General features: G+C 47.1%; 25 protein-coding genes. 16 read left to right on the top strand and 9 right to left on the bottom strand.

The genetic code is table 11. The features are described from left to right. The first annotated feature begins 64 nt into the window (after window positions 1–64). From LSG37_RS06190 to lnt, 4 genes are all read left to right on the top strand, one after another. Window positions 65–1,129, top strand: a complete 1,065-nt coding sequence (locus LSG37_RS06190) for a PhoH family protein (protein WP_233079049.1) — start codon at window positions 65–67, stop codon at window positions 1,127–1,129. 3 nt (window positions 1,130–1,132) lie between these two features. Beyond that, the gene (ybeY, locus tag LSG37_RS06185; protein WP_233079048.1) at window positions 1,133–1,594 is read left to right on the top strand and encodes an rRNA maturation RNase YbeY; all 462 of its coding nucleotides are present in this window, start codon (window positions 1,133–1,135) and stop codon (window positions 1,592–1,594) included. A gap of 75 nt (window positions 1,595–1,669) precedes the next feature. Further along, window positions 1,670–2,548 (top strand): CorC family transporter, encoded by an 879-nt coding sequence (locus LSG37_RS06180; protein ID WP_233079047.1) that lies wholly within the window; start codon window positions 1,670–1,672, stop codon window positions 2,546–2,548. A gap of 3 nt (window positions 2,549–2,551) precedes the next feature. Continuing rightward, complete coding sequence (gene lnt / locus LSG37_RS06175) at window positions 2,552–4,081, top strand: apolipoprotein N-acyltransferase (RefSeq protein ID WP_233079046.1); 1,530 nt, start codon at window positions 2,552–2,554, stop codon at window positions 4,079–4,081. A gap of 55 nt (window positions 4,082–4,136) precedes the next feature. On the opposite strand, the gene LSG37_RS06170 is transcribed toward lnt, so the two are convergent. Further along, window positions 4,137–5,837, bottom strand: coding sequence for an alkaline phosphatase D family protein (locus LSG37_RS06170; protein WP_233079045.1), 1,701 nt, complete (start codon window positions 5,835–5,837; stop codon window positions 4,137–4,139). A 252-nt stretch (window positions 5,838–6,089) separates the two neighbouring features. Between LSG37_RS06170 and LSG37_RS06165 the strand changes: the two genes are divergently transcribed. Both LSG37_RS06165 and LSG37_RS06160 read left to right on the top strand, forming a co-directional pair. After that, window positions 6,090–7,577, top strand: coding sequence for a methyl-accepting chemotaxis protein (locus tag LSG37_RS06165; RefSeq protein WP_233079044.1), 1,488 nt, complete (start codon window positions 6,090–6,092; stop codon window positions 7,575–7,577). After that, window positions 7,574–8,104 (top strand): DUF6436 domain-containing protein, encoded by a 531-nt coding sequence (locus LSG37_RS06160; protein ID WP_233079043.1) that lies wholly within the window; start codon window positions 7,574–7,576, stop codon window positions 8,102–8,104. Before LSG37_RS06165 ends, LSG37_RS06160 begins: the two co-directional genes overlap by 4 nt. A gap of 4 nt (window positions 8,105–8,108) precedes the next feature. Here LSG37_RS06160 and LSG37_RS06155 read toward each other — a convergent pair whose 3' ends face one another. From LSG37_RS06155 to nagZ, 3 genes are read right to left on the bottom strand one after another with little or no spacing between them, the layout of a single operon-like run. Next, complete coding sequence (locus LSG37_RS06155; RefSeq protein ID WP_233079042.1) at window positions 8,109–8,495, bottom strand: DoxX family protein; 387 nt, start codon at window positions 8,493–8,495, stop codon at window positions 8,109–8,111. A 28-nt stretch (window positions 8,496–8,523) separates the two neighbouring features. Further along, complete coding sequence (locus LSG37_RS06150) at window positions 8,524–8,931, bottom strand: ACT domain-containing protein (protein WP_233079041.1); 408 nt, start codon at window positions 8,929–8,931, stop codon at window positions 8,524–8,526. A 17-nt stretch (window positions 8,932–8,948) separates the two neighbouring features. Then, complete coding sequence (nagZ, locus tag LSG37_RS06145; RefSeq protein WP_233079040.1) at window positions 8,949–10,763, bottom strand: beta-N-acetylhexosaminidase; 1,815 nt, start codon at window positions 10,761–10,763, stop codon at window positions 8,949–8,951. A gap of 272 nt (window positions 10,764–11,035) precedes the next feature. Here nagZ and LSG37_RS06140 point away from each other — a divergent pair, with 272 nt between their 5' ends. Continuing rightward, window positions 11,036–12,304 (top strand): cyanophycinase, encoded by a 1,269-nt coding sequence (locus tag LSG37_RS06140; RefSeq protein ID WP_233079039.1) that lies wholly within the window; start codon window positions 11,036–11,038, stop codon window positions 12,302–12,304. Between the two features lie 156 nt (window positions 12,305–12,460). Next, entirely contained in the window at window positions 12,461–12,937 is a 477-nt protein-coding gene (locus tag LSG37_RS06135) for a hypothetical protein (protein ID WP_233079038.1), read from the top strand. A 43-nt stretch (window positions 12,938–12,980) separates the two neighbouring features. Here the strand turns inward: LSG37_RS06135 and LSG37_RS06130 are convergent, their stop codons facing one another. Next, the gene (locus LSG37_RS06130; protein ID WP_233079037.1) at window positions 12,981–13,619 is read right to left on the bottom strand and encodes a DUF2959 domain-containing protein; all 639 of its coding nucleotides are present in this window, start codon (window positions 13,617–13,619) and stop codon (window positions 12,981–12,983) included. 142 nt (window positions 13,620–13,761) lie between these two features. Between LSG37_RS06130 and LSG37_RS06125 the strand changes: the two genes are divergently transcribed. Further along, on the top strand, window positions 13,762–14,037 hold the full coding sequence (locus LSG37_RS06125) for a hypothetical protein (RefSeq protein WP_233079036.1): 276 nt from the start codon (window positions 13,762–13,764) through the stop codon (window positions 14,035–14,037). Window positions 14,038–14,052: 15 nt separating this feature from the next. Here LSG37_RS06125 and yjjG read toward each other — a convergent pair whose 3' ends face one another. The 3 genes from yjjG to LSG37_RS06110 all read right to left on the bottom strand — a co-directional run bounded on the left by yjjG (window position 14,053) and on the right by LSG37_RS06110 (window position 17,733). After that, on the bottom strand, window positions 14,053–14,736 hold the full coding sequence (gene yjjG, locus LSG37_RS06120; protein ID WP_233079035.1) for a pyrimidine 5'-nucleotidase: 684 nt from the start codon (window positions 14,734–14,736) through the stop codon (window positions 14,053–14,055). 75 nt (window positions 14,737–14,811) lie between these two features. Then, a complete protein-coding gene (locus tag LSG37_RS06115) occupies window positions 14,812–17,202 on the bottom strand; it encodes a Lon protease family protein (RefSeq protein ID WP_233079034.1) in 2,391 nt (796 codons plus the stop codon). A gap of 75 nt (window positions 17,203–17,277) precedes the next feature. Next, window positions 17,278–17,733, bottom strand: a complete 456-nt coding sequence (locus LSG37_RS06110) for a zinc ribbon-containing protein (RefSeq protein WP_233079033.1) — start codon at window positions 17,731–17,733, stop codon at window positions 17,278–17,280. Window positions 17,734–17,883: 150 nt separating this feature from the next. Between LSG37_RS06110 and LSG37_RS06105 the strand changes: the two genes are divergently transcribed. Further along, window positions 17,884–19,044, top strand: a complete 1,161-nt coding sequence (locus LSG37_RS06105) for a serine hydrolase domain-containing protein (RefSeq protein WP_233079032.1) — start codon at window positions 17,884–17,886, stop codon at window positions 19,042–19,044. Between the two features lie 15 nt (window positions 19,045–19,059). Here the strand turns inward: LSG37_RS06105 and LSG37_RS06100 are convergent, their stop codons facing one another. Continuing rightward, window positions 19,060–19,695, bottom strand: a complete 636-nt coding sequence (locus LSG37_RS06100) for a LysE family translocator (RefSeq protein ID WP_233079031.1) — start codon at window positions 19,693–19,695, stop codon at window positions 19,060–19,062. A 207-nt stretch (window positions 19,696–19,902) separates the two neighbouring features. Here LSG37_RS06100 and leuS point away from each other — a divergent pair, with 207 nt between their 5' ends. The 6 genes from leuS to rlmH are packed head-to-tail and all read left to right on the top strand — an operon-like array spanning window position 19,903 to window position 25,521. After that, window positions 19,903–22,491 carry a leucine--tRNA ligase gene (leuS, locus tag LSG37_RS06095; RefSeq protein WP_233079030.1) on the top strand — a complete coding sequence of 863 codons (2,589 nt, stop codon included), beginning with the start codon at window positions 19,903–19,905 and terminating at the stop codon, window positions 22,489–22,491. A 1-nt stretch (window position 22,492) separates the two neighbouring features. Beyond that, window positions 22,493–22,978: an LPS-assembly lipoprotein LptE gene (locus LSG37_RS06090; RefSeq protein WP_233079029.1), complete on the top strand. Its 486-nt coding sequence runs from the start codon at window positions 22,493–22,495 to the stop codon at window positions 22,976–22,978. Beyond that, the gene (gene holA / locus LSG37_RS06085; RefSeq protein ID WP_233079028.1) at window positions 22,978–24,030 is read left to right on the top strand and encodes a DNA polymerase III subunit delta; all 1,053 of its coding nucleotides are present in this window, start codon (window positions 22,978–22,980) and stop codon (window positions 24,028–24,030) included. The genes LSG37_RS06090 and holA overlap by 1 nt, the downstream gene beginning before the upstream one ends. Next, complete coding sequence (gene nadD / locus LSG37_RS06080) at window positions 24,011–24,673, top strand: nicotinate-nucleotide adenylyltransferase (RefSeq protein WP_233079027.1); 663 nt, start codon at window positions 24,011–24,013, stop codon at window positions 24,671–24,673. Before holA ends, nadD begins: the two co-directional genes overlap by 20 nt. A 52-nt stretch (window positions 24,674–24,725) precedes the next feature. After that, entirely contained in the window at window positions 24,726–25,046 is a 321-nt protein-coding gene (gene rsfS / locus LSG37_RS06075) for a ribosome silencing factor (protein ID WP_233011122.1), read from the top strand. Window positions 25,047–25,050: 4 nt separating this feature from the next. Continuing rightward, complete coding sequence (gene rlmH / locus LSG37_RS06070) at window positions 25,051–25,521, top strand: 23S rRNA (pseudouridine(1915)-N(3))-methyltransferase RlmH (RefSeq protein ID WP_008900365.1); 471 nt, start codon at window positions 25,051–25,053, stop codon at window positions 25,519–25,521. Window positions 25,522–25,638 lie beyond the last annotated feature (117 nt).

Below are 25,638 nucleotides of genomic sequence, written 5' to 3'. Positions count from 1 at the left end.
AGCCTTAGTATGCTGTGGTTCGGTACATCCGGCCACAGCATAGTATTAAATATGAGACAGAGCATTGGATAACCCCATCACCAGTTTAGAATTTTCTCTCTCCCCTTTTGAACCTCAGCGTCTGGCTTTTTTATGGGGCCCCTTTGACGATAACTTACGTCAGATTGAGCGCCGTTACCGTGTGCAGGTGTCCTACCGCGATAACCAGCTGCGTTTAGTGGGCTTAACTGAGCAGCTTGAACCGGTAAAACAGATCATCGAATCTCTGTATGGTGAAACCGCTAATGCCCAGGGCAAAGCAGTGCCTTTAAGCCCGGAGCAGGTGCATCTGGTGATCCAGCAACAGCATCAGGAACCAACAGAGCAGCAGTTTGACGAAGAACAGGTCAGCATTAAGACCAAAAAAGGTGCCGTCAAAGGCCGCAACGCCAATCAAAGTGCTTATGTACGCAATATTCAGCGCCATGATGTGACTTTTGGTATTGGCCCTGCTGGTACAGGCAAAACCTATTTGGCTGTGGCTTGTGCTGTCGACTCGCTGGAAAAAGGCGAAGTGCGCCGTATAGTGCTCACCCGTCCAGCGGTGGAAGCCGGTGAAAAATTGGGTTTTTTACCTGGTGATTTAGCGCAGAAAGTCGACCCTTATTTACGTCCTTTATACGACGCTTTATTTGAAATGTTAGGTTTTGAAAAAGTAGAAAAGTACTTAGAGCGTGGAGTGATTGAAATTGCGCCTCTGGCTTATATGCGTGGCCGTACTTTAAGCGATGCTTTTATTATTCTGGACGAAAGCCAGAACACTACTGTTGAACAAATGAAGATGTTCCTGACCCGTATTGGCTTTAACGCCAAAGCGGTGATCACAGGCGATATAACCCAGGTGGATTTACCCCGAGGTCAATACTCAGGCTTAAAACATGCAATGGATGTGTTGTCTGAAGTGCCCGATCTGAGCTTTAACTTCTTTAAAGCCAAAGATGTGGTGCGTCATCCTGTGGTGCAAAAAATTGTCATGGCGTACGAAGCTTTTGAAGAGAAAAAGCAACAAGCCCTTGAGCTGGAAAAAGAAGCCGCAAAGCTGGCAGCAAAACAAGCCGCCCAAGCTGCAGCCAACACGAGTAAAGATTAAAGCATGACTATTACCCTGGATTTACAGCTGGCAAGCGAAGCGCCGAACCTTCCAACAGAAGCTCAATTTCAGCACTGGCTGGAAGCCGCTATTCTGCCGTTTCAGGACATAGCTGAAGTCACAGTGCGCATTGTCGACGAAGAAGAAAGCCAGCAATTAAACTTTGATTATCGCGAAAAAGATAAACCGACCAACGTACTGAGCTTCCCTTTTGAGCTGCCACCTGGTGTGGAAGAGTTGCCATTATTAGGTGATTTAGTGATTTGTGCTCAGGTGGTTGCCGCAGAAGCGAAGGAACAAGGCAAAGAATTACATCATCACTGGGCTCATATGGTGGTGCATGGGTGCTTGCATTTATTGGGCTTTGACCATATAAATGATGAAGATGCTGAACAGATGGAAGCAGAAGAAATTCTGATTTTGCAGCAACTGGGTATAAAGAACCCTTATATTTTAGAAGATTAACTGTTATTTTGTTTCTTACTTACCCCAATGATTGTGGGTATTCCTTTTTAAACTACTTGGAGCTTAAGTTCACTCATGGGTGACGACCATTCCCACTCTAGTCGGGGTTCTGCCGCCAAATCATGGCTGGAGCGTATAGCCGCGATTTTTACCGCAGAACCACAAGATTTATCTGATCTGGTTGAAGTGATCAATGAAGCGGCCATGCGCAAGCTGATTGATAACGACACTCAAAGTATGTTGCAGGGTGTTTTGGATGTATCCAAAATGCGCGCCCGCGACATTATGGTGCCTCGCTCGCAGATGGCCACCATTAACATTGACCAGTCCCTTGAACAAATGATGCCGCTGCTGCTGGAGAATAACCACAGCCGTTATCCTGTGGTCAATGAAGATAAAGACCATATCGAAGGTATACTGCTGGTGAAAGACTTACTGCAGCATACTTTACAAGGCAACACCGAATGGAGCCTGCGTGATTTATTACGCCCTGCTGTCATTATCCCTGAAAGTAAAAGAGTGGATGCCTTACTGAAAGAATTCCGTCAGAAACGCTACCATATGGCCATAGTGGTCGATGAATACGGTGGCGTGTCCGGCTTGATTACCATTGAAGATATCCTTGAACAAATTGTCGGCGAAATCGAAGACGAACACGACGATGAAGAAGATGTGGATATCAAAAAAATGGCAAGCCATGTCTATCAGGTCAGCGCTTTAACTCCTGTGGATGAATTTAACGAAAGTTTCGGCACTACTTTTGATGAAGAAGAAGCTGGCACTATAGGCGGTATAGTACTGCATGCCTTTGGCCATATGCCGGAAAAAGGTGAAACCATTGAACTGCAAAACCTGACCTTTAAAGTCAGCAAAGCCAATAGCAGACGTCTGGTGCAGCTGCAGGTGATTCGCGCTAAAACTGCCACAGAAACTGCAGCGTTACAGAAGGACTAACTTTTGCTGTTGTCAAAAACCTCCTGGTTTCCAGCCCTGCTTTTAGCAGGGCTGGGTGCATTAAACACCTTAGCTTTTGCCCCTTTTACTTACCATATGTTGCCACTGCTGACTCTGTCTGTGTTGGCCTGGTATCTGCTGCAGGCGCAAAGTCCAAAACAGGCAGCCTTATTTGGTTATGCCTATGGTTTGGGCTGGTTTGGTGTAGGTATTAGCTGGGTGCATGTCAGTATTGCTACTTTTGGTGGTATGCCGCTGATTGCCAGTCTGGCTATTATGGCAGTGCTAATAGGTTATCTGGCTTTATTCCCAGCCCTTGCCATCTGGTTTAGCTGGCGTTTTCGCGGCAATTTCTGGTATCCGCTGCTGTTGGCCTCCAGCTGGTTTATTGCTGAAAATATCCGCTCCTGGTTCTTAACAGGTTTCCCCTGGTTGTCTGTAGGTTACAGTCAAACCGATGGCTGGATGGCGCCCTGGGCGCCCGTTATAGGCGAAACCGGCATTAGCTTTTTAATGCTCTTAATAGCGGGTAGTGTCGCTGTTGCTGTACAACGTAAGTTATGGGTTTGGCCTGCTATAGCCGCCATAGTCTTGGTAGTAAGCCCAGCTCTGAGCACAATCAAAGGCTGGCAGGAGACCGGCGAGCAAGTCAAGGTTGCCTTAGTGCAAGGCAATATAGCGCAGGATTTACGCTGGGATCCGGAGCAAGAAGCCATCACTATGCGCAAGTACATGGAACTGAGCCGTCCACATCTGAATGCCGACATTATGATTTGGCCTGAAGCGGCTATTCCACAACTCGAGCCTTTAGCTTTGGCTTATTTATTTAATCTGGATATGCTGGCCGCAGAAAACAATACCGCCGTAGTAACAGGTATTCTGGATTACAAAGAAAACGGTGATGCCTATAACGGCATGATAGTTCTGGGTAAATCAGGCAAAGAAGCCACTGGCGGCGATTACAGATACAGCACCAGCAACAGGTACCAGAAACATCATTTATTGCCTGTTGGTGAATTTGTGCCTTTTCAGGACGTGCTGAAATATGTGGCACCACTGTTTAATCTACCGATGAGTTCATTTAGCCGTGGAGCTTGGCTGCAGCCTAATTTACAAGCCAATGGCTATGCATTGCTGGCTGCTTTGTGCTTTGAAATTGCCTTTCCACGCCAGATGATTGCTAATTTCAACGACAACACCCACTTCCTGCTGACCGTCAGTAACGACGCCTGGTTTGGCGCCTCTATTGGCCCTCACCAGCATTTAGAAATAGCCCGGATGCGTGCTTTGGAATTAGGCCGCCCGCTGCTTCGTGCCACCAATAACGGCATTACAGCCGTGGTGACTGCCGATGGCAAAGAGCTAAGCCGTTTACCACAGTTTGAAGAAGCGGTGTTAACAGCTGAAGTACCGCTGGTACAAGGCCGCACTCTATACAGCCTTTGGAGCGACTGGCCTTTGCTTGTCATTAGCTTTTTATGTGCAGGACTCTTGAGTTTCAGACGCTATCAGTTGGCTAATCAAGTTAAGTGAAGCGACGCCACTAGACAACGCCACCTTGCGGTGGCTTTGTTGTTTTAAAGACAACTTAAAGCTTATAGCTCTGCTGATGTCCCAAGCTGGTCTGATACTGCGCTTTGGTGATGCCATCGACAAAAAACCACTGCGCATCTATTTGCTCTTTGCCAAAAGACACCAGTAAATAACCACGCTGATGCAAATTGCAGTACTCCAGCTCGTTGATCAGTTGAGGCAATACCGAGGCTAAATGCTCTACCTGAGCTGTATTCAGTTTCAGATAGGTTTCAATACCTGGTGAGCTTACCGAAGGTGTGGCGAGTTCGATCCCCACTTTATTACCTTGCTGATCATGTAAAGTCGAAGCCCAGGCGTTATGGGTATCGCCGGCCAGCACCACCAGTTGTTTATTCTGTTGCTGCGCTGTTTTGTAAATCAACTCACGCTCGTACGGATAACCATCCCAGGCGTCCAGGTTGTAAGCCACTACAGACTCAATACGTTTTTTGTCTTGTGCACTAATACTGCTATCCCCTGAGGCAACACGCTGTTTTAAAGCCGTTAACTGAGCGATTTTGTCGACCAATTCCGGGCCAGGTTTAGAAAATGCCGACAGCAATTCTGAGGGAAACATCATCTTCGCCATCAACACCTGCTGCCCCAACACCTGATAGTGAGCTTTAGAGCGCAGCAACTGAGTTTGCAGCCATTGCTGCTGTTTTTGCCCAAGCAAAGTACGGTTTGGATTAGTTAAATCGCTGATGAAACCTTGGCTATCAAAAGCTCCGGTTTTTTCATCTGTGTAATGCTTGTATTCCAATTGCTGATTACGACCTTCAATGCGGGTGTCGAGCATATGCAAATCAACTAAATCACCAAAGGCAAAACTACGACATAAACTTTGTTGCTGACCAGACACCAGGGGCCGTATGGGCATCCACTCGTAATAGGCCTGCAGCGCATTGAGTTTACGACTCTGATAATCCCCTTCATTGGGCTGATGGTTTTCGGCTCCATCTGTCCAGGCGTCGTTGGTAATTTCATGGTCGTCCCAAACACAAATAAAACTATGACTGGCATGAGCTTGCTGCAAATCTTTGTCGCTGCGGTATAAAGCATAGCGGTTGCGATAATCAGTCAAGCTGATAATTTCACCCTGATTATCGGCGGCTAAAGCACGGCCTAATTCAACAGATTGTTCTGTGGCATAACCACCTTGCTCGTACTCGTAGATGTAATCACCTAAATGCAATACCGCGTCCAATTGCTGCTGTGCCACTTGCTGATACACATGGAAATAACCAGCTGGATAATTGGAGCAAGACAACACGGCAAAACGCACCTGAGACACAGACCCTTCGGGCAAAGTTTTACCATGCCCGACAGCGGACACCGTATTACTGTCGCTAAAACGATAATAATAACTACGGCCGGGTAACAAACCGCTTAAATCGACCTTACAGCAGTAATTGGCTTCTTTACGCGCCAGACAAAGCTGCTGATGCTTTACTGCAGAAAAATCTGCATTTTCACTGACTTCCAGTAGTAACTGCACTGAGTCTGGTTGTTGTGACGGAGTGACTTTAGTCCATAAAATCAGGCTATCGGTTAAAGGGTCGCCACAAGCAACACCATGTAAAAATTGGATTGGGCTGCTGTTTTTTGCAGTTTTAACTGCGCTGCTGCAGCCAAACACACTGCTGCTTAACCAGGCAGCGCCGGTAAAAAAAGCGCTGTTTTTAAGAAAATTGCGTCTGTTCAAGTTGGCCATAGTTCCTCCAAAAAGAAACTATTCTGAATGGCCATGATGATTTTTTGATGACGAAAAACAGTCATCGACTACACTTCGTCTATCCGCAGTTGGTATTCAACTCAGTCAGTGATCCAAGGCAGTTAAACTACGTATAAGTGCGCCTGTCTTTAGAAAAGTATTTTTCTTAAACTCCAAATATCCATTCAAGTGCAGGACGCAATTGTAGTCACAGAAACAGCAAGCCAGGCTTGCGGTTGAAACGAGGTCTTTATGCACATTTATCCATTTCGCCAGCAAGCTTTCCGTATTATGAATAGCATCAACCTGCTCTTGATGCTCTTGTCCCTCGCTTTGGCGAGCTGGCATCAAAGCTGGGGAGCGGCGTTATTGATTGGCCTGCCCGCTTTGATTGTGCCTTTTGTGTTGTACAAAACTTTAAGAGACCACCGCTTGTCACGTATCGCTTTTGGTGTCTCTTTTATGCTGTTTTGTGCCTTGCATATTCATCAGTCTAATGGTGTGACTGAGCTGCATTTTGGTATTTTTGTATTGCTGGCCGTGCTAAGCGCTTTTCGTGACTGGATGGTGATTGCTGTGGCCGCAGTCACTATTGCGGTGCACCATTTGTTATTTGCTTACCTGCAAACCCAACATGGTGCTGTCTTTTTGGTACCGGCTCAGGACGCAACCTTTAGTAATGTCATGGTACACGCTGCTTATGTAGTGGTGGAATCAGCGGTACTTATTATCATCACCTTAAACTCATATAAAGAGGCTATGGTGGGGTTGGCGTTTTCAGAGACCACTCAAAAGTTAGTTGCAGATCCCGCTCATATTAATTTAACTGTGCGTTGCCCTGATATCCGCTCCCGTCTGGTGTCGCAATTTAATCAGGCGCTCGATGGCATTCAGAGTACAGTGCAAACCATCAACAAGTCTGTGGCTTTGCTGCATACCGAAAGCGCACATTTGTCTGAGGATGGACAACAACTGCTGTCAGGCATGAATGAACAAAATAAGCAGGTCAAACGTATAGCCGCAGCTTCTGAAGAAATGGCCCAAAGTATTCAGGCGCTGGGCGAATTGGCAGCAGCAGTATTGAGCGCTGCTAAACAGGCAGAACTTAGCTCAGTATCTGGCAAAGGATCGGTGGACCAAACCATAGCGGCCATCTCGACTTTGGCGGTGACCTTGCAGGACGCCGGACAAAAAGTGGATAGCATGGCCTTATCCAGTAAAGAGATCACCACTGTACTTGAAGTGATTAAAAGCATTGCTGAACAAACCAATCTGCTGGCTTTAAATGCAGCCATCGAAGCGGCGCGGGCCGGTGAACAAGGCCGTGGTTTTGCGGTAGTGGCCGACGAAGTGCGTACTTTAGCGGGCCGTACCCAGCAATCTACAGAGCAAATTCAGCGCATGATCCAAACCTTAACTGAAGCCAGTCAGAGCTCAGTAAAATCCGTGCAACATTGCTTAAGTCAGGTTGACCATACCGTCAGTTTGGCGAAACGCAGTGATGAGTTATTGAATATCATCACAGGCGAGGCACAGTCTGTAGCCAGCTCAGCCGATATTATGGCGGGCTCTTTAGAACAACAACGCCATGCAAGCGCTGAGATGGCGCAAGGTGCACAGTATCTGAATGACAGTGCCGCGGCTCAGATGCAGCGCAGCGAAAAAGTAAAACAAAGCACAACCCAAATTGAACTGGTGGCCAACCAGCTGGCTATTGAAGCCAACAGATTCAGCAGTTGAAACAACAACGAATGACCAGGCGAGTGAAAGCTGCGGTTGTACTGCTTACGCTTTGGATTGCAGGCAGCGCAGCAGCTTTTTATTGGTTTTTCTTAGGTCATTATGGTGTATTCGATGAGCAGGGTTTGTGGCAACAACAGCCACTTCTGCCAAAGCAAGTACAAATCAAACTAAGCCATCAGCTGTTGCCAAACCGCCTTTGGCAAGCGATTTTGATCACTGATTCCAGCTGCAACTGCAGCTCTTTTGCCAAAGAGCATCTGCAGAGGATCCAACAACGTCAGCCTGATTTGGCCGTCAAAGAACTGGAATTGGATGAAGCCAAAGCACTGGGACTGGATATCATTGCCGCACCGCTGTTACTGCTGTTTCAAAACCAACAACTGCTTTACGCCGGCCCCTTAGCTACAGATTTGCTATGCAGCGATAACGCCAGCCTGCTGGATGGCATGATCAACGGCACCACTCAATTGCCAGGCTTTTGGCTGAATGGTGAAAGCACAGCCTGCAGGTGTGCACTTGAATAAGGCTCTAACGCCGTGATGGCCAGTGATGCACTGCTACAGATAACAACACTAATATCAGCAAAGCACTGAATTCAGCGCCGTTACGACCAGGACCTACCACAAACCAGCCCACTTTGGCGTGCAAAATTGCGATACCAGTGGCGTAAATCCCGACATACCCCAAACACACCAAAGTGACATAACGGTTGAGTGCCAGAAATAAGGTGCCGATAATTTCAAAAGCCGTAATAGCGACTGCTATTAATATTCCCATGGGCCAGCCCTGATTATCTAGCCACTGGCCAAAAGGTTCTACACCTCCGGTTAAGGCTCTGTGCCAGCCGTGTGCGCCTATTAATCCGGCCAGCGCCAGTCGTAAGGTGCCCCAACCAAATAATTGTTGTAATGACATTACATCTTCCTTTGTTCATTGACTGCTTTTAATAAGCTTTACTTTGCTGCAGCTGTTGTAAGGCTTGCATCGCGGCTTCTGCCTGATGCACAGGCACCAGAATATGATCATGAAAAGCGCCGGCAAATACATTACAACTTAAGCCTGAAGCGGCCAAAGCTGTGGAAAACGCAGCAGTTAAACCCACAGCTTCCAGATCTGAAAACACCGTCAGACTGATCCAACGCGCCCTGAACAAAATATCCAACTGATACTCAGTCGCCTGCTGTTCTGTCAGCACTAAGGTCAGACCTTCTTTTTCTTTAAAGGTGGCCAGAGGCAAAGGACCGTGCCAGCTTTTGTCCAAAGGCCAGATACAATACACATACACCTCTGGTTCCAGTGTCGGCTGCATAGCACTCAGCAACTGATCCAGAGCTTGAATAGCCACTGTCATTGTTGATCCTCATTCCGTTATTTTAATAACACTGGCAACTGGCCCACAGCTTTCACTTCCCCCAGTAAAAATCCAATCACCGCATCATAAGCTGGCCCTGAAAATGGTCGCTCTGCAGTTTGCGATTTCTGGTTATAGCTATAGGTAGCCAGTCGTAAGTCAGCACTGGTGCTGAAATCAGTCAGTTCATAAGGGGTACGTAAAGACACCATCACTGTTTTTTTGCCAGCAGCCTTAGCCTGTTGTAACAGCTCAACTAACACCTTTTTTTGCTCTGTCACTGTTAGTTTCATTGCAGGTAAAGCTTTTAAGTCAGCCAATACACCCAACTCAGCTGCGCTTTGAGCTGGCGAAATCAATGAACCTAACACCAGGTCAGCCTGAGCTATTTGCTGTAAAGCCAGCTTTTGCTCAAACGAAGTTAAATCACTACAAGTGACTGACTTCGCCTTTATTCCCCACCCGCTTAACGCCTGCATCCAGCTTTGGCATTTGGTTTGATCAGGCGCAATCAGGTGTAGTTTTAAAGCGGCCAGATTAAGTGGTAACTGTAATTTATTTGTACCAACCAACGTCAGGCTTGCCTCTGCCAGTTGTCGCTCCAATTGCAGATCATGCTCTAAACGTGTGCTGTCAGGTAAAGACTGCTGTGCCGGGCTGGCTTTAAGCTGCTGGCGCAATCTGATAACACGCTGGGCTGACTGGGCTATTTCAGTGCTGTTTAGCTGGCCTTGTTGTACAGCCAGCACCACCTGATCAATAAGCCTTGCCAAAGCCGCCATATCGGCAGGCGTTTTTATTTCATAAGGCATCAGCGCTATATCAGCACCAGCCGCAAAAGTTTGGATCACAGCTTCTGAAGGGGTAAAAAACTGACTGATGCCAGCCATATTCAGTGCATCGGTAATAATGATGCCCTGAAAGCCCATGTCCTCTCGTAACAAGTCCGTAAGAATGGCACGGGATAAAGTGGCAGGTTTAATCAGTGCCTCACCGGATTTGCTGGTTAAGCTACTGTTATCCAACGCAGGGTACTGAATATGAGCTGTCATCACCATCGCAGGCTGATGCTGTTTTATCAGCTGCCGAAATGGATACAAATCCACAGCTTCGACTGTGGCTTTGTCATGCTCAACCAAAGGTAAACCTGTGTGGCTGTCAACATGAGTGTCACCATGTCCAGGAAAATGTTTAATGGTGCCTAAGACGCCTGCCTGCTGCATGGCATCCAGCATAGCACCGCCCGCTGCTGCTACTGCAACAGGGTTATCGCCAAAAGAGCGGGCATTAATCACAGGGTTAGCCGGATTATTATTCACATCCAGGCTGGGAGCGAAATTTAAGTTAATACCAAGCGAGCTTAATTGCTGCGCTATAGATCGGCCAACATCCGTGGCATAGCGGTTGCCAGACCTTGCCAAAGTGGCACCTATAGCCATATTACCGGCAAAGGCAGGAAACTCTTGAGTCGGTAGACGAGCCACACGACCGCCTTCCTGATCAATACCTATTAGCAGAGGTAAACCATCGCTGCTGGCCGCTTGCAAATCCGCAGTTAAACGGCGAATTTGCTCTTTATCTTTTAAGTTATTGGCAAATAAAATCACCCCGCCTAAATGCAGCTGCTGTATAGCCTCGGCAAATTCTGCTGGTAATTCAGTCAAGTCGGTTTTGCATTGTGCTGATGAGCCTTCAGCACAAAAGTGCCGTAGGTCGATCATGAGTTTTTGCCCGATCTGACGGCGTAACTCTTGTTGCTCCAGTGATTTTTGTCCCACACAACCTCCTGCACTTAACGTCATTACTGCCAGCAGCAGTGCATATTGTTTCATCTTGTCACCACATTCTGAGTTTATCTGAGCACTATATCAGGGCTACGCAAGCTCTGTAACCGCATCAGTTGTAATGGTTTTTGTTTGTTCATTCTTTAAGCTCAGAAGCTGTGTTTATCCTCGTTCAGCGCTTTGACAGCATCCAGGCTTTTGTTATGCTCGGGCTGTTGTCATTCAAAGATCAATAAAAAACCTGGCCAAAGATGCCGGATATGGCAACAGATGAAGCAACTAGATCGTACTCAATAAAGCAAAAATGGAGTCTGAACCTGATGAAAAAAACCTACCTGCTGGCTCTTAGTCTGAGCCTTGGCAGCCCCTTTTTATACGCAAAAACTCAGCTTGCGGGCGAACTGATGATTGTGGGCGGAGCTTTAGCCAGTTCCAACAAAGCTGTATACCAACAGTTTATTCAAAGTGCGGGCGGAGCAGATAAAGCCAGAATAGTGGTGATACCTGCGGCCAGCAGTCAACCCGTGAAATACTTTCGCCAATTCCAGCAGGATTTAGCCTTATACGGCGTGCCTGAGCAGCAGGTGCAATTAGTGCCTATAGCGGTCAAAGATGACAAAAGCACCACGGAAGATGAATCCTTATGGCGTCATAATGCTGCAGACCCAAAACTGGCGGCTCAAGAGCAACAAGCCACTGCGGTCTGGTTTCTAGGTGGCGACCAAAATCATCTGGTCGATACCTTAAGAGCAGAAGGCAAAAACAGCCCAGTACTTGATGCTATCTGGCAGCTCTATCAAAGTGGCGGTATTGTCGGCGGCACCAGTGCAGGCGCTGCAATAATGAGTGAAACCATGATTGCTTCGGGCTCATCCTGGACAGCCTTAGCCAGAGCTGTTGCAAAGCCTGATACACAAATCGATGAAGCCGCAGATGAGCCGCTGCAATTACGTCGCGGCTTAGGTTTTTTCCCTGATGGGGTGATTGATCAACACTTTGACCGCAGAGCCCGTTTTGGCCGTTTAATAGTAGCTGTGGCAGAACAAAACTCCGCTTCAGCTATAGGTTATGGTGTGGACGAAGACTCAGCGTTGTTTTACCAGGCCAAAACCCGGCAATTTCAGGCTTTAGGCTCTGGAGGCGTGACAGTGATTGATTTACGTCAGGCCAGAAAAGTGACGAACCCGCTTGGCTTTCAAATGGAAAATATCCGTTTAAGTTATCTGCAGGGCGGCGATCGGTATGACATTCAGCACCAGCAACTTTTACCTCACCCGGATAAAGTCAAAACTACAGGTGCAGAGTATGGCAGTAATCCAAATCCAGTGATGTCCGGTGTTTTTAGTGCCAATACACGTTTAAAAGATTTTATTACCTTTGAACTAACCGACAACAAAACAGCCAGTCAGGCTATCAGCTATCTGCATCAGGGCAATGGCCTGGTGTTTGGTTTGACCTTCAGTAAAGACGAAAAAACCAGTGGTTACTGGCAGTATCTGGATGGGTTAAAAGATAACAGCAGCGCCCATCAGGTGCGTTTGGACATAGTGCCAGGCCGGATACAAATTGATTTAAAACCACAAAGTTGATTTGTAGAGGTATAAAAAGCCGGAGATCAGCAGAAATCCGGCTTTGTTCTCGCCCAACGGCACGAAAAACCCCATAAAAGTTTGCATAGGTTATAGCTTAGGCAGTTATAATCGCCGCAGTCTTTTGTCGTTAAGCCGTAGTCGGAAAGGTTGTTTATGTATAAGCCCACACCATTGTTAAGCTATTTCTGGGGTTTGTTTAGTGGTTTGATTGTCTCAGCATTTTTATTTAACTCCCTGACTCAAACTGAAGTTGAAACAGAAAATACCAAGCCTAAAACAGAGCAGACTGATACAGCTGTAAGCTCTACCCCTGCTGTAGATACACCGGTTTTGACCTTAGCTGCCAGAGCAGAATTATTACTGAAGTACTACACCATTCGGGATGGTGCTGAAGAAACCAACTTAGCGCCTTTATTGCAAAAAAATGGGCACCTGGAGATTTTCCGTCAGATGTTGCAGCAAAGCTCTGCGGATGTCAGCGATTTGATCCAGTCGACTCAATCTTTTACCGCAGCACAGTTTTATGCGTCATTAGTGCGTATTAAACAAAGAGATGAAGAGCAGCAAGCCAAAGCCCAACTGGAATTACTAAAACCTGCACAAGCACCAGCGCCATTGCAGACACAATAAGGGGCTGACGCCTTAGCGGCCCTTACCGGAGAAACAGCTCCAGCTATTGAGTTTGCATCTGAGCAATAAATTTATTTGAATCTGCTATCGCCTTATTCATTTCAATGATCAGGCTGCTGACATCCTGCTGTAAACCGGCAAAATCGGTTTGAATAGAACCAATGGCTTTAGCATTCAGGTTATGTTTTAAAAACAATACGTTGTCGTGCATGATTTTAAGTACTGGCTGCATTTTCTTTTCAGCGGAGCGCATCTTTTTCAACAGCATGCTGAACTGCTTTTCTGTCGTAACCAGCTTTTGTTTGCTTTGGGCTTTTAAACTGGCATTCTGATATTGCTCCAGCTCGTCCCGCCATTCGTTAAATAAAGCATCAGCCACAGACTCCACTTTATTAATACGGCTGCTGACCAGTTCAGCGGCTTTGACGCTTTGCTGATACTCCGAATCCAGCTCTTCGTATTTAGTTTGTAAGTCGCCGCCATGAAACTTCAATAATTGACTCAGCTCGTCCAGCGCATCTTTAAACTGTTGCTGCCCTTCCACCTGAGCATCCCGGGCATCCTTCACCCTGTCGACCAGTATTTCACGCTTCTCCACACCAAACTTTTCCATGGTGGCGTAGTAAGCTTGCTGGCAGCCCACTAAACCCAGCGTAAGCATCATAACAATCAGCTTCTGCATACAAACTCCTTTATTCCAGGCACTCAGCGTTTAGGTTCCTGATTGTTTAAATAAATTATTCAGAATTTTTGTCACAGTTTTAAATGTCGTGGTGTCTTTGTAATAACGCAAGTGACTTCAACTAAAAACAAAGGACAGATCGATGACATTAACCACAGTTTCCACTTCAATAAAACTTCATCTGGCGGCAACTATCATAGCTGCTGTTGCCTTTAATGCAGCGTGCAGTTACAGCTCCGGCTGGTTTATACCACTGCTCTGTTACCTGCTGGCGATGATCAGTTTGTTTACTCTGATCCATCGTTTTGGTCCGCTGAGCAAGGCACAAAAAATCGGCTTATGGGCGGTTCAGCTAGTGGCAACACCAGCTTTTGTCGCCGCTTTATGGTTCAGCGGTAAACTGAACTCTATGTTCTGAGCTAGCATATTTTCATCAGAGAAAGGTGCTTAGTGCAGTTTCCAGTTGTTCCAGAGACTGCACTTCCAGATCTGCTGTAATACCTGCAGGTAAAGTGGCGTTAAAACGATTGAGCCAGCAGGTATAAAAACCAGCTTGTTTACCGCCACCAATATCAGCGATTGGGTTATCACCCACCATCAGCACGCTCTCTGGATCAGGGTTTCCCATCAGCTCTTTGGCGTGAGCAAAAATTTGCGGATGAGGTTTAGCAGCACCCACCTGCTCGGAAATCACCAGAATATCAAAGTGATTGTGTAAGCCAGTGCGCTCTAAACGGATTTGCTGTAGGTCGGTAAAACCGTTAGTGATAATGCCCAATTTGGCTTTGCCTTGCAGAGCATTGAGTAAACTGATAGCTCCAGGCAAAGGTGTGCACACTTCAGCCATCGCCTGCAAAAAACCAGCATTGAGCACAGAAGGCGCAATATTCAGCTGCTCACCCCAATAGCTAAAACGCTGTTCCTGCAACTGTTTTGCCCCGATTTCGCCGCTTTGATACTGTACCCAGAGTGGCTGATTGAGTGCCTGATACACGTCGTACTGCTCAAGCGTAAAATCCACACCATAACCTTTAAACATCAGCTGTAAGCCAGCGTAGGCATCAAAATGGAACAAGGTTTCGTCGGCGTCGAATAAAATCCAGTTAAAAGCTTTCACGTTCTTTCTCTTCAAATGTGGAGTAGAGGAAACCTAAGATTTGCGGGTCAGAGCTGATAGCTCTGACCCAAGAGGTTAACTGTCAGATGAGCCGTTGACTATCTCGGCTATTTCTTCCAAACGGCGCAGCGCCAGATAGTTGATGGTGCGTTTTGGATACTGACCTTTGCTGTTACGCTCACCGGCCGGCATATCCATTAACAGTTCCAGCGCTTCATCCACACCTTTGACCACATAAATATGGAACTGGCCCTGTTCCACCGCTTTGATCACTTCATCATTCAGCACCAGATTCAGCTGGTTGCTGGCAGGAATAATACAACCTTGTTTACCTGTTAAACCACGAGACTCACAGAGGCGAAAGAAACCTTCAATTTTTTCGTTCACACCACCAATGGCCTGCACCTGACCATGCTGGTTAATAGAACCAGTTACTGCCAGACTTTGGGTAATAGGAATATCGGCTATGCCTGAAATCAGCGCACAGACCTCAGCCAGGGATGCGCTATCGCCATCTATTAAACCGTAGGATTGCTCCATCGCAATATTGGCCGACAAGGTCAGCGGAAAATGCTGAGCGTATTTAGCACCTAAGTAACCAGTCAGCAGCATCACACCTTTGGAGTGAATGGATTTACCCAATTCCACTTCACGCTCAATATCAACCACACCAGTGGAACCGGCAAAAACTGTGGTACTGATACGGGCTGGCGTACCAAAGGCAGTATCGCCAATTTCCAGCACTGTTAAACCGTTAATTTTACCAACAGCCCAGTCGTCAGTGTCTATTAAAATCTGGCCTTCCTGAATATCTTCTAAAAAGGATTCGCTGATGCGGCCTGTGCGGTACTGTTTACCTTCCAGCGCCATTTGCACATGCTCTGCGCGCAGTTCAGTCGAGTCATGCTGAGTGGCATAAAAACAAGCTTCGCGCACCAGCTCCAGCACTTCAGCAAAACGGGCAGAGAGTTTGCGCTGATGTTCGGCCTGACGGAAACTGAAATTCAGCAACTGCTTTAAACCACAAGCGGATAAGGTTTCCATATCCATTTGCTGAATTTGATCCTGAATTTGCAGCGACATATACCGAACTGTTTGCTCGTTAAACGGCAGATAATGCTCAAAGTCAGCTAACACACGGAACAGCTCGTTAAACTCATCGTCCACGTCCTGCACCAGATAATACAAATCCCGCGAACCCAAAAGCACTATTTTTACGCTGAGTGGAATAGCCTTAGGCGTAATAATGGTGGAGTTCGTCACCGCATGATCACTTAACGTATCAATCAGTATTTCACCGGTTTTTAGCGCTAGTTTTAATGCATCCCACAGGCTTGGCTGTGACAATAAACGATCGGCATCCAGCACCAGATAACCACCATTGGCTTTATGCAAAGCACCAGGGCGGATCATACGGTAATTGGTATACAAGGAGCCTTGCATTGAGCTGTATTCAACCCGGCCAAATAAATTGCCGTAGCTTGGGTTGGGCTCAAAAATAATAGGAGCGCCGTCCATCAATTCGTGATGCATCAATACATTAGGCACAAAGTCGCCGACAAAAATGCCCCGAATATCCAGCTCTTCCAGCTTATCGCTTTCGGCCTCTTCCGGTAGCAGTTCCAGCATGGCTTTGACCAAAGCCGGTTTCATTTCACGCAGATAACGTAACACACCCAGCTCAGCTGAATAGTCATGTTCCAACTGTTTCAGCAATGGCTTGATGGCTTGTTCTATGGTTTCACGACGCAGCGCCCGCAGGTTTTCCGACAGTTCACGTTTCCACTGCGGTAATTCCAGCAATTGCTCGTTCAGTATGGTTTCAAGCTCTGAGACTAAATCGTAGAAAAACTGGCGTTTTTCTTCAGATAAATTAGCAAATTCATTGTCATCCAGCGCTTTGCCATCCACTACTGGCGAAAAGCTGACTGCACCATTTTCTTCGTACAGGACCACTTGCTGCTCTAAAGCTTTGCGTTCCACTAACTCGATAGCAGCTTCGTATTTATCATCAAATTCCTGATGAATGGCTTTTTTCTTACGCTGATAACCAGGGTTATCAAAAGCAGCGGGGAAGGTATCGAGCAGCTCGTCGATTAAGGCTTCCACCTTTTTCACCAGCACTTTGCCTTCACCTGGCACTAAACGTAAGGTGCCCGGAATACGCTCATCGTCAAAGTTATTGATATAACACCAGTCATCCGGCGTGGCTTTTTCGCTGGCGGCTTGCTGAAGAATGTCCTGCACTAAGGTGTAACGGCCTAAAGCAGGCTCGCCCATCACATAAAGGTTATAACCCGGCATATCCATGCCGATAGCAAAATTTAATGCCGCCTTTGCTCTGTCCTGGCCAATAAAAGTGCTGGATAAACCTGTCACATCCAGCGCTTGCTGGATCAGGTGCTTATCAAGTTGTGGGCCTAAATGTTCGGCGGTTAAAGCATATTTATGGCTGTTGTGCGTCATGCAACCTGCTCAGTGTTGAAAGATGAAAACTACAATTTCCGTCATCTTAACAAATCATTGAATAAAATGAATGATTTAAAGAGGAAAGCCATGACGGCTAAACTGCGTGCCCCCACAATACACACAAGCTCCTAGTTCGGCCGGATGATAAAAGGCCTGTTGCTGTTGACACTGCTGGCATTGGTACAAACCCATGCCCACTTCTTCTCCTTGTTGATACGTACCCTGATGCTCCAAATCCTGCATCAATTCTTGCCATTCAATCTGGGTTTTGTCGGTGATCAGTGAAAGCTCATACCATAGAGTTTCAGGCCAAAGGGATGGCGCTTGTTCAGCCTCTGTGGCCTGACGCTTAAAGGTTTCGATAAAAAGTTGGGTTTCATAAGCCGTCAGCTCTTTACCCGCTTTGACATAGGCTTTGACTGTGTCGGCAAAATCCACCAGATTATCCAGTTGCTGCTGCCTGCCTTCTTTAAGCATTGTGGCTAACTCATTGAGCCAATTCTGATATTTTTCTTTAAATTCGGACATAAAACCCCCTTACTACTTTTCTTTAGTATAGACGGACAAAATCAGCAGGCCGGATTTTTAAACCTGTAGTCCGGCTTTTTAGTCGCAAGGCTATTGCGGCTTTTTGCTCTGAAGCTCAGTCTGCAGGCAGAACTATAAAAGGGGTTGTTGATGAAACTATATTTTGCCGTTACTGCTTTTGCTTTGTTATTCAGTGCCAGTGGCAACACGGCAGAGTACTTTCCACCAGCAGGGCAATGGCAACAAAAACCAGCCGCCGAATTAAAGGTAGATGCTGTATTGCTGCAACAAGCGGTGGATTACGCCATAAAATCCGAAAACAAAGCAGACCCGGATCAGGCGATTAATCAGGCCACCACCTTTGGTGCCAAAGAGCCCTACGATCAGATTATTGGCCCAATGAAAACCCGAGTTCCTGCCAATGGCATTATTATTTATAAGGGTTCAGTGATAGCACAGTGGGGTGATACACAAGCTGTAGATATGACCCACAGCATCACCAAAACTTTTTTAACCACTGTGACAGGTCTGGCGTTGCAACAAGGCTTAATTCATAGCCTGCAGGATAAAGTCGATAGCTATATGCCACATGGTGTCGACTTGTATCAGGGTGACCACAACAGCCAAATTCGCTGGGATCATCTGCTGCGTCAAACCAGTGATTGGCAAGGTACCTTATGGGGCAAACCAGACTGGGCCGACCGACCCGAAGGTAAAACACCGGCTGACTGGCCAAAACGGCCGTTACGCAATCCTGGCAGCCACTACAAATACAATGATGTAAGGATAAACCTTTTGGCGTTATCCACTTTGCATGTCTGGCGCAAACCTTTACCCCAGGTACTGAATGAACAGATCATGACACCTATTGGAGCTTCGTCGACCTGGCGCTGGTATGGCTACGACAATAGTTGGATTGAACTGGATGGTCAGAAGATGCAGTCTGTCTCAGGTGGCGGTCATTGGGGCGGCGGCATGTTTATTAATGCCTGGGATTTAGCCCGTTTTGGTTATCTGTTTTTACGCGACGGTCAATGGCAGGATAAGCAACTCGTCAGTAAAGAATGGATCAAAATGGCCAGCACAGGAGGCTCAGCTAACCCTGAATACGGCTTTGCTAACTGGTTTTTAAACCCGGGCCGTAAAGCTCTGCCAAAGGCTCCTGAAACAGCTGTTACTTTTCAGGGCGCAGGCCGCAATATTATCTACATAGATAAAGAACATGATCTGCTGATGGTCGCGCGCTGGATAGGCAATGGCGATGAGCTGAATCAACTGGTGGGCAAAGTATTAACTGCTCTGCCCCACTGATCGGGAACAGTCTGACTAGCGCTGGTCTGCCAGCGCTAACTTCACGCCCAAAGCAACAAACAAAGCACCAATACTTTTATTCAGCCAATGCGCAACCAGCGGGCTTACTTTCATTTTTTTGCCGGCAAAGCCTGCACTGACGGCCAAAAACACACACCAAAGCATGCCATTCAGATTAAAAATAAAACCCAGAATGACAAAAGCCAAAGCTTTGTTGGCCGCATCCACAGCAATAAACTGCGGTACAAAAGCTGAGAAAAAAAGCGCCACTTTTGGATTCAGCACATTAGTGACAAAGCCCTGCAGGAAAATGCTACGAAAGGAAGCAGCAGAAACCTGCTGTGCAACAACGCCGTGCTCAGGGCGTTTTGCCAGCAACATTTTCACCCCGAGATAAACTAAATAGGCAGCACCAGCCAGCTTCACCAGCGTAAAGGCCGTCGCAGAAGTCGCCAGCAAAGCAGAGACCCCCAAAGCAGCGGCAAAAATATGCAGACAAACACCAGTGCCAATACCTGCAACTGCGACCAAACCAGCACGCCAGCCCTGACTAGCACTGCGGCTGATAATCAGCACCGTATCCGGTCCTGGTGAAATATTCAGCAGTAAGCCAGAAATAATAAACAACATCAGATTTTCAATACCAAACACAAGCTATTCCTTAATGAAACCCGCATCTTCAATTCACCACTTTATGCAGCCGGAGTAACGCAAACAAGAGCGTCACCACAAAATAAAACAAAGCAAGGATTGTCCCTTGTTGCAGTTGTTGCCGACCCCTCGCTTGCGGTATGCTAGCGGCAATTTTTCCCGCCGGTTTCATCGGTCTGGTTTTGACTTCACGTTGGAAGGTTTTTAATGCACGAACAATATAACCCGCAGTTGATTGAACAGCAGCTGCAAAAGGAATGGGAACAAACAAACGCCTTTAAAGTAGTAGAAGATGCTTCGAAAGAAAAATACTACTGCCTCTCCATGTTCCCGTACCCAAGTGGCCGTTTACATATGGGCCACGTGCGTAACTACACCATAGGTGATGTGATCAGCCGCTTCCAGCGTATGCAGGGCAAAAACGTGATGCAACCTATGGGTTGGGATGCTTTTGGTTTACCGGCAGAAAACGCTGCTATTGCCAATAAAACAGCCCCAGCCAAATGGACTTACGCCAATATCGACTATATGAAAGGCCAGCTGAAACGCTTAGGTTTTGGTTACGACTGGGACCGCGAAGTCGCCACCTGTAAGCCGGAATACTACAAGTGGGAACAATGGTTTTTCACCAAGCTGTTTGAAAAAGGCTTAGTGTTCAAAAAAATGGCCACAGTAAACTGGGATCCTGTGGATCAGTGCGTTTTAGCCAACGAGCAAGTGATTGACGGCCGCGGCTGGCGTTCAGGTGCCTTGGTAGAACAGCGCGAACTGGCGCAGTGGTTTATTAAAATCACAGATTACGCTGAAGAGTTGTTACAAGACTTAGACCAGTTAGACGACTGGCCTGAGCAAGTTAAAACTATGCAGAAAAACTGGATCGGCCGCTCAGAGGGTGTGGAGATCGAGTTTAAAGTGGCAGATTCAGACCAAACCATGTCGGTCTACACCACTCGCCCTGATACTTTATACGGCGTCACTTACGTAGCCGTTGCCGCTCAGCATCCATTAGCCCAACAAGCTGCCGTAAATAATCCTGAACTACAGGCTTTTATTGACGACTGCAAAGGCGGCAAAATGGCCGAAGCCGATATGGCGACCATGGAGAAAAAAGGCGCGCCAACAGGTTTGTTCGCTATTCACCCTTTAACAGGCGAACAAGTGCCGGTCTGGGTTGCTAACTTTGTACTGATGCATTACGGCTCTGGTGCTGTGATGGCAGTACCTGGTCACGATCAGCGCGATTATGAATTTGCCACTAAATACGGTCTGGCGATTAAACAAGTGGTGCAACCTGAAGCTGGCAGTGCTGCAGTATGCGATTTAACCACTGCTGCCTTTACTGAAAAAGGTGTGCTGGTTAACTCTGCCGAATTTAACGGTTTAGACTTCGCAGCTGCTTTTAAAGCCATTGCCGACAAGTTAACTGCCATGGGTATTGGTCAGGTGAAAGTGAATTACCGTTTACGTGACTGGGGTGTATCCCGTCAACGTTACTGGGGCTCACCTATTCCTATGCTGACGCTGGAAGATGGCACTCAGGTTCCGGTACCAGAAGATATGCTGCCGGTACGTTTACCTGAAGATGTAGTAATGAATGGTGTGACTTCGCCTATCAAAGCCGACCCGGAGTGGGCAAAAACCACGTACAACGGCCAGGCCGCTTTCCATGAAACCGATACCTTCGACACCTTTATGGAATCCAGCTGGTACTATGCCCGTTACTGCAGCCCGGATCATGACAAAGCCATGCTGGACCCGGCCAAAGCCAACTACTGGCTGCCGGTCGATCAGTACATTGGTGGTATTGAACACGCTATTCTGCATTTATTGTATGCCCGTTTCTTCCACAAACTGTTACGTGACGTAGGTTTAGTCCAGTGTGATGAGCCATTTAAACGCTTGTTATGCCAGGGCATGGTATTGGCTGAAACCTTCTACCGTGAAACTGAAAACGGCGGTAAAGAGTGGTTCTCTCCTGCTGATGTGGCGACAGAACGTGACGAAAAAGGCCGTATTACCGCGTCCACTTTAAAAACAGATGGCAAGCCGGTGTTGTCGGCGGGCATGAGCAAAATGTCCAAGTCGAAAAACAACGGTATTGACCCGCAATTGGTGATCGACCAATACGGCGCTGATACAGTGCGTTTATTTATGATGTTTACTGCGCCGCCAGAACAAACTCTGGAATGGCAGGATTCAGCGGTAGAAGGCGCAAACCGTTTCTTACGCCGGATCTGGACTTTAGCTGCTGAGCATAAAGACTTGTTCAGCACAGCGGTAACGTCACTGGAATTAAACTCAGACCAAAAAGCTTTGCGCCGCGATATTCATAAAACTATCGCCAAAGTGTCAGACGATATAGGCCGTCGCAATGTATTTAACACCGCTATTGCTGCCATTATGGAACTGGCGAACAAGGTGCAAAAAGCCCCTGTAGATACAGATGCTGACAAACAAGTGAAACGTGAAGGTATTCAGACCTTAGTTCAGTTACTGAACCCTATTACCCCTCACTTGTCGCAGTACCTGTGGAAAGAGTTGGGTTTTACCACGTCACTGGAACAAAGCCCATGGCCAGTCGCTGATGCAGCTGCTATGGTGGAAGATGAAAAATTAGTGGTCGTACAAATTAACGGTAAAGTTCGCGCTAAAGTCACAGTAGCAGCTGATGCGACTGAACAACAAGTGCTGGAACTTGCTCATGCTGAAGAAAACGTTCAGCGTTTCCTTGAGGGCGTCACTATTCGTAAAGTGATTTATGTTCCGGGTAAACTGCTGAGTCTGGCCGTAGGATAAAATGAAAAAACACTCCGTATGGACAGGGCTGCTGTTAATCAGCAGCCTGCTTCTGACCAGCTGTGGTTTCCACTTACGTGGCAGCCTGCCGCTGGAACGTTATCCGGCTATTTTTGTTGATGCAAAAAAGCATTCGGAACTGGCAAGCTTGTTATCAGACCAGTTGGAAAGCAATAAAGTAAAATTGCTGACCGAACTGGATCCAAAAGCTCCGGCTCTGATGCTGCAGCAGGACAGTCTGGAACGCCGGACTTTATCTTTATTCCCTAATGGTCAGGTTGCAGAATATGAACTGATCTATAGAGTGAAGTACCAGTTATTGCTGCCGGATCAGGAACTGCAAGAGTTTCAATTTGAACTGACCCGCGACTATCAGGACGACCCTAACCTGGCACTGGCTAAGGCGAAAGAGCTTGATCTGTTGCTGCAGGAGTTACGTTCTCAGGCAGCAAGCCGTATTATCCGTCAGTTAAACCGGCTCAACTAATGCTGAAACTGTATAGCAATCAGCTTGCTGCACAGTTACAAAAAAACCTGGCACCCGTCTATCTGGTGTTTGGTGAAGAGCCGCTGCAAAAACAGGAAAGCATTGATTTAGTTCGTGCTGCGGCAAAAAAACACGGCTTTGATGAAAGGCAAAGTTACAGCTGGGACAACAGTTTCAGCTGGAACGACTTTCTGATGGAACTGAATAATTTATCCTTGTTTTCACCACGCCGTGTTTTTGAGCTGGAACTGCCGGCGAAGTTGCCCACAGGCGCTGCTGACTTACTAAAACAACTACCTTCGTTATTGCACCCGGATTTAATTCTGGTGCTGCACGCCGCCAAAAATGCCAATGATTATGCTAAATCCGCCTGGTTTAAAAACCTGGCAGAACAAGCGGTGCAAGTGCAGTTTTATCCGCTGGACGATCAGCAGTTTCAGCGCTGGTTACAACAACGAGCCTCTGCACTTAAACTGCATTTAACCCCAGATGCCATTACCTTAATGCAGCATCACTGTGCTGGTAATTTATTGGCTGCGGCACAGGAGCTGGAAAAGCTCGGTTTAAGTCTGGTCAGTGGCACTGTCGATGCTGAGCTGCTGGAACAACATTTAGCCGACCAGTCGCACTTTTCAGTCTTTCAGTTAGTGGATGCTTTACTATCTGGTCAGGGCAACGAAGCCTTGCATCGGCTTGACCGCTTATTACAGCAAGACACTGAACCTGTGATTATTGCCTGGCAGTTGCAAAAAGAAGTCACCACATTGATGCAAATGCATTTGGCTCAACAGCAAGGTAAACCGCTGGCCGATTTTTTCAAAAAGAATGCGATTTGGCCTAAACGTCAGCCGATGTATCAAACTGCTGTGTCACGTTTACCTGCCAAATGGCTGGGTTATGTACAACAAGAACTAGCTGCTTTTGACCGCGCCTTTAAATCCGGTGCGTTAAGCTGCCCTGAACTGGCATTAGCGCATTTAGTTAGTTTATTGGTCAGCCCTGTGTCTAAAGTTTTTTCATTGCAGCAACGTTATGCCGACTTCACGCCCTGATCGTGCTTTTGCCGTATTTGGCGGCACCTTTGACCCTATACATCAGGCGCATTTAGCCTGCGCTCAGTACGTATTAAAGCAGTGTGCTGTCAGTGAAGTACAACTGATGCCTTGCCACCTGCCCGCTCATCGCGCCAGTCCCGGCGTCAGTGCAGAACACAGAGCTGCCATGGTGCAACTCGCTATTGAGCATATTCCAGGTTTGCATCTTCAGCCACTGGAGCTGAATAAACACAGCCCTTCGTACACCGTGGATAGTTTACGTTTGCTGCGGGAACAGTATCCACGGGGCGGCCTGTTGTTTGTGATGGGTATGGATTCGCTGTCGTACTTTAAACAATGGCATCAATGGCAAAGCATTTTACAGCTGGCGCATTTGGTGGTTTGCCAAAGGCCAGGCAGTTCAGCAGAAGATGGCGATTGCCCGGCACTGCTTGAGCAGTTTGGTACCCACGCTTTACAAGACCTGCATTTACTCGATGCAGGTAAAATTATGCTGCTGGATAACCCTCCGCTGGATCTGAGCGCCACGCGGATCAGAACCTTATTGGAAAAAAACCAGCACAGCGCAGAACTAACTCAGTTAATACCAGCCGAAGTCTTGCAGTATATAAAAGCAGAAAGGCTGTACAGCGGCATATAAGATCAAAACAAAAAGTGTTAACATGTCGCGTTTTTAGATCCCGGAGTTAAAAGTGCAAGCACAAGAGTTATTAGCATTCGTCTTAGACAAGCTGGACGACATGAAAGCCAAGGATATCGTCAGCCTGGATGTCAGAGAAAAATCCAATGTGACGGATTCAATGGTGATCTGCTCAGGCACCTCAAACCGTCATACCCGTTCTATCGCAGATCATCTGGCCAAAGAAGCTAAAAAAGCTGGTATCAGTGTGTTAGGCATTGAAGGTGAAGGTTCTGGTGAGTGGGTACTGATTGATTTGGGTGATGTGATTGCCCATGTAATGCAGGAAGAAAGCCGCAGTTTTTACCAGTTAGAGAAACTCTGGAGCGTTTAACGGCATGAAGTTAATGCTGATTGCAGTCGGCACCAAAATGCCTGATTGGGTCACTACGGCTTATGAAGAATATGCCCGTCGTTTTCCGCGTGATTTACCACTGGATTTAATTGAAATTCCGGCTGGTAAACGCGGGAAAAATGCGGACATCAAACGTATTCTGGAAACCGAAGGCGAAAAAATGCTGGCCGCTGTGCCCAAAGGCGCCCGCATTATTACGCTGGAGGTGGAAGGTGCCAACTGGAGCAGTCCACAACTGGCACAAAAACTGACACAATGGCAAATGGATGGCCGTGATGTCTGTTTACTGGTGGGAGGTCCTGAGGGTTTAGCGCCAGCCTGCATAGCGGCCAGTGAAGGCAAATGGTCTTTATCTGCGTTGACCATGCCCCACCCTATGGTTCGGGTTGTATTGGCAGAAAGCCTGTACCGGGCCTGGAGCATTAGTACTAACCATCCATACCATCGCGAATAATCATGATAAAAAAATGCTCATCAATTCAAACCATTCCAACCCAAAGCCAGGTATTTAATCAAAGGGCTTTGTATGATTTTGCTAAGACATTGATTTGTGGGAGCATTAGCACCAACC

Source organism: Rheinheimera soli, assembly GCF_021290985.1.
In the GTDB taxonomy this organism is placed as follows: Bacteria; Pseudomonadota; Gammaproteobacteria; order Enterobacterales; family Alteromonadaceae; genus Pararheinheimera; species Pararheinheimera soli.
The sequence above is the reverse complement of the archived record's forward strand: the minus strand, read 5'-3'. Positions and strand labels throughout refer to the sequence as shown.

Excerpts from the sequence above, each read along its gene's own strand:
- ybeY (WP_233079048.1), top strand. The coding sequence starts at position 1,133 with ATGACTATTACCCTGGATTTACAGCTGGCAAGCGAAGCGCCGAACCTT.
- LSG37_RS06180 (WP_233079047.1), top strand. The coding sequence starts at position 1,670 with ATGGGTGACGACCATTCCCACTCTAGTCGGGGTTCTGCCGCCAAATCA.
- LSG37_RS06170 (WP_233079045.1), bottom strand. The coding sequence starts at position 5,837 with ATGGCCAACTTGAACAGACGCAATTTTCTTAAAAACAGCGCTTTTTTT.
- LSG37_RS06165 (WP_233079044.1), top strand. The coding sequence starts at position 6,090 with ATGCACATTTATCCATTTCGCCAGCAAGCTTTCCGTATTATGAATAGC.
- LSG37_RS06155 (WP_233079042.1), bottom strand. The coding sequence starts at position 8,495 with ATGTCATTACAACAATTATTTGGTTGGGGCACCTTACGACTGGCGCTG.
- LSG37_RS06150 (WP_233079041.1), bottom strand. The coding sequence starts at position 8,931 with ATGACAGTGGCTATTCAAGCTCTGGATCAGTTGCTGAGTGCTATGCAG.
- nagZ (WP_233079040.1), bottom strand. The coding sequence starts at position 10,763 with ATGAAACAATATGCACTGCTGCTGGCAGTAATGACGTTAAGTGCAGGA.
- LSG37_RS06140 (WP_233079039.1), top strand. The coding sequence starts at position 11,036 with ATGAAAAAAACCTACCTGCTGGCTCTTAGTCTGAGCCTTGGCAGCCCC.
- LSG37_RS06135 (WP_233079038.1), top strand. The coding sequence starts at position 12,461 with ATGTATAAGCCCACACCATTGTTAAGCTATTTCTGGGGTTTGTTTAGT.
- LSG37_RS06130 (WP_233079037.1), bottom strand. The coding sequence starts at position 13,619 with ATGCAGAAGCTGATTGTTATGATGCTTACGCTGGGTTTAGTGGGCTGC.
- LSG37_RS06125 (WP_233079036.1), top strand. The coding sequence starts at position 13,762 with ATGACATTAACCACAGTTTCCACTTCAATAAAACTTCATCTGGCGGCA.
- LSG37_RS06115 (WP_233079034.1), bottom strand. The coding sequence starts at position 17,202 with ATGACGCACAACAGCCATAAATATGCTTTAACCGCCGAACATTTAGGC.
- LSG37_RS06110 (WP_233079033.1), bottom strand. The coding sequence starts at position 17,733 with ATGTCCGAATTTAAAGAAAAATATCAGAATTGGCTCAATGAGTTAGCC.
- LSG37_RS06105 (WP_233079032.1), top strand. The coding sequence starts at position 17,884 with ATGAAACTATATTTTGCCGTTACTGCTTTTGCTTTGTTATTCAGTGCC.
- leuS (WP_233079030.1), top strand. The coding sequence starts at position 19,903 with ATGCACGAACAATATAACCCGCAGTTGATTGAACAGCAGCTGCAAAAG.
- LSG37_RS06090 (WP_233079029.1), top strand. The coding sequence starts at position 22,493 with ATGAAAAAACACTCCGTATGGACAGGGCTGCTGTTAATCAGCAGCCTG.
- holA (WP_233079028.1), top strand. The coding sequence starts at position 22,978 with ATGCTGAAACTGTATAGCAATCAGCTTGCTGCACAGTTACAAAAAAAC.
- nadD (WP_233079027.1), top strand. The coding sequence starts at position 24,011 with ATGCCGACTTCACGCCCTGATCGTGCTTTTGCCGTATTTGGCGGCACC.
- rlmH (WP_008900365.1), top strand. The coding sequence starts at position 25,051 with ATGAAGTTAATGCTGATTGCAGTCGGCACCAAAATGCCTGATTGGGTC.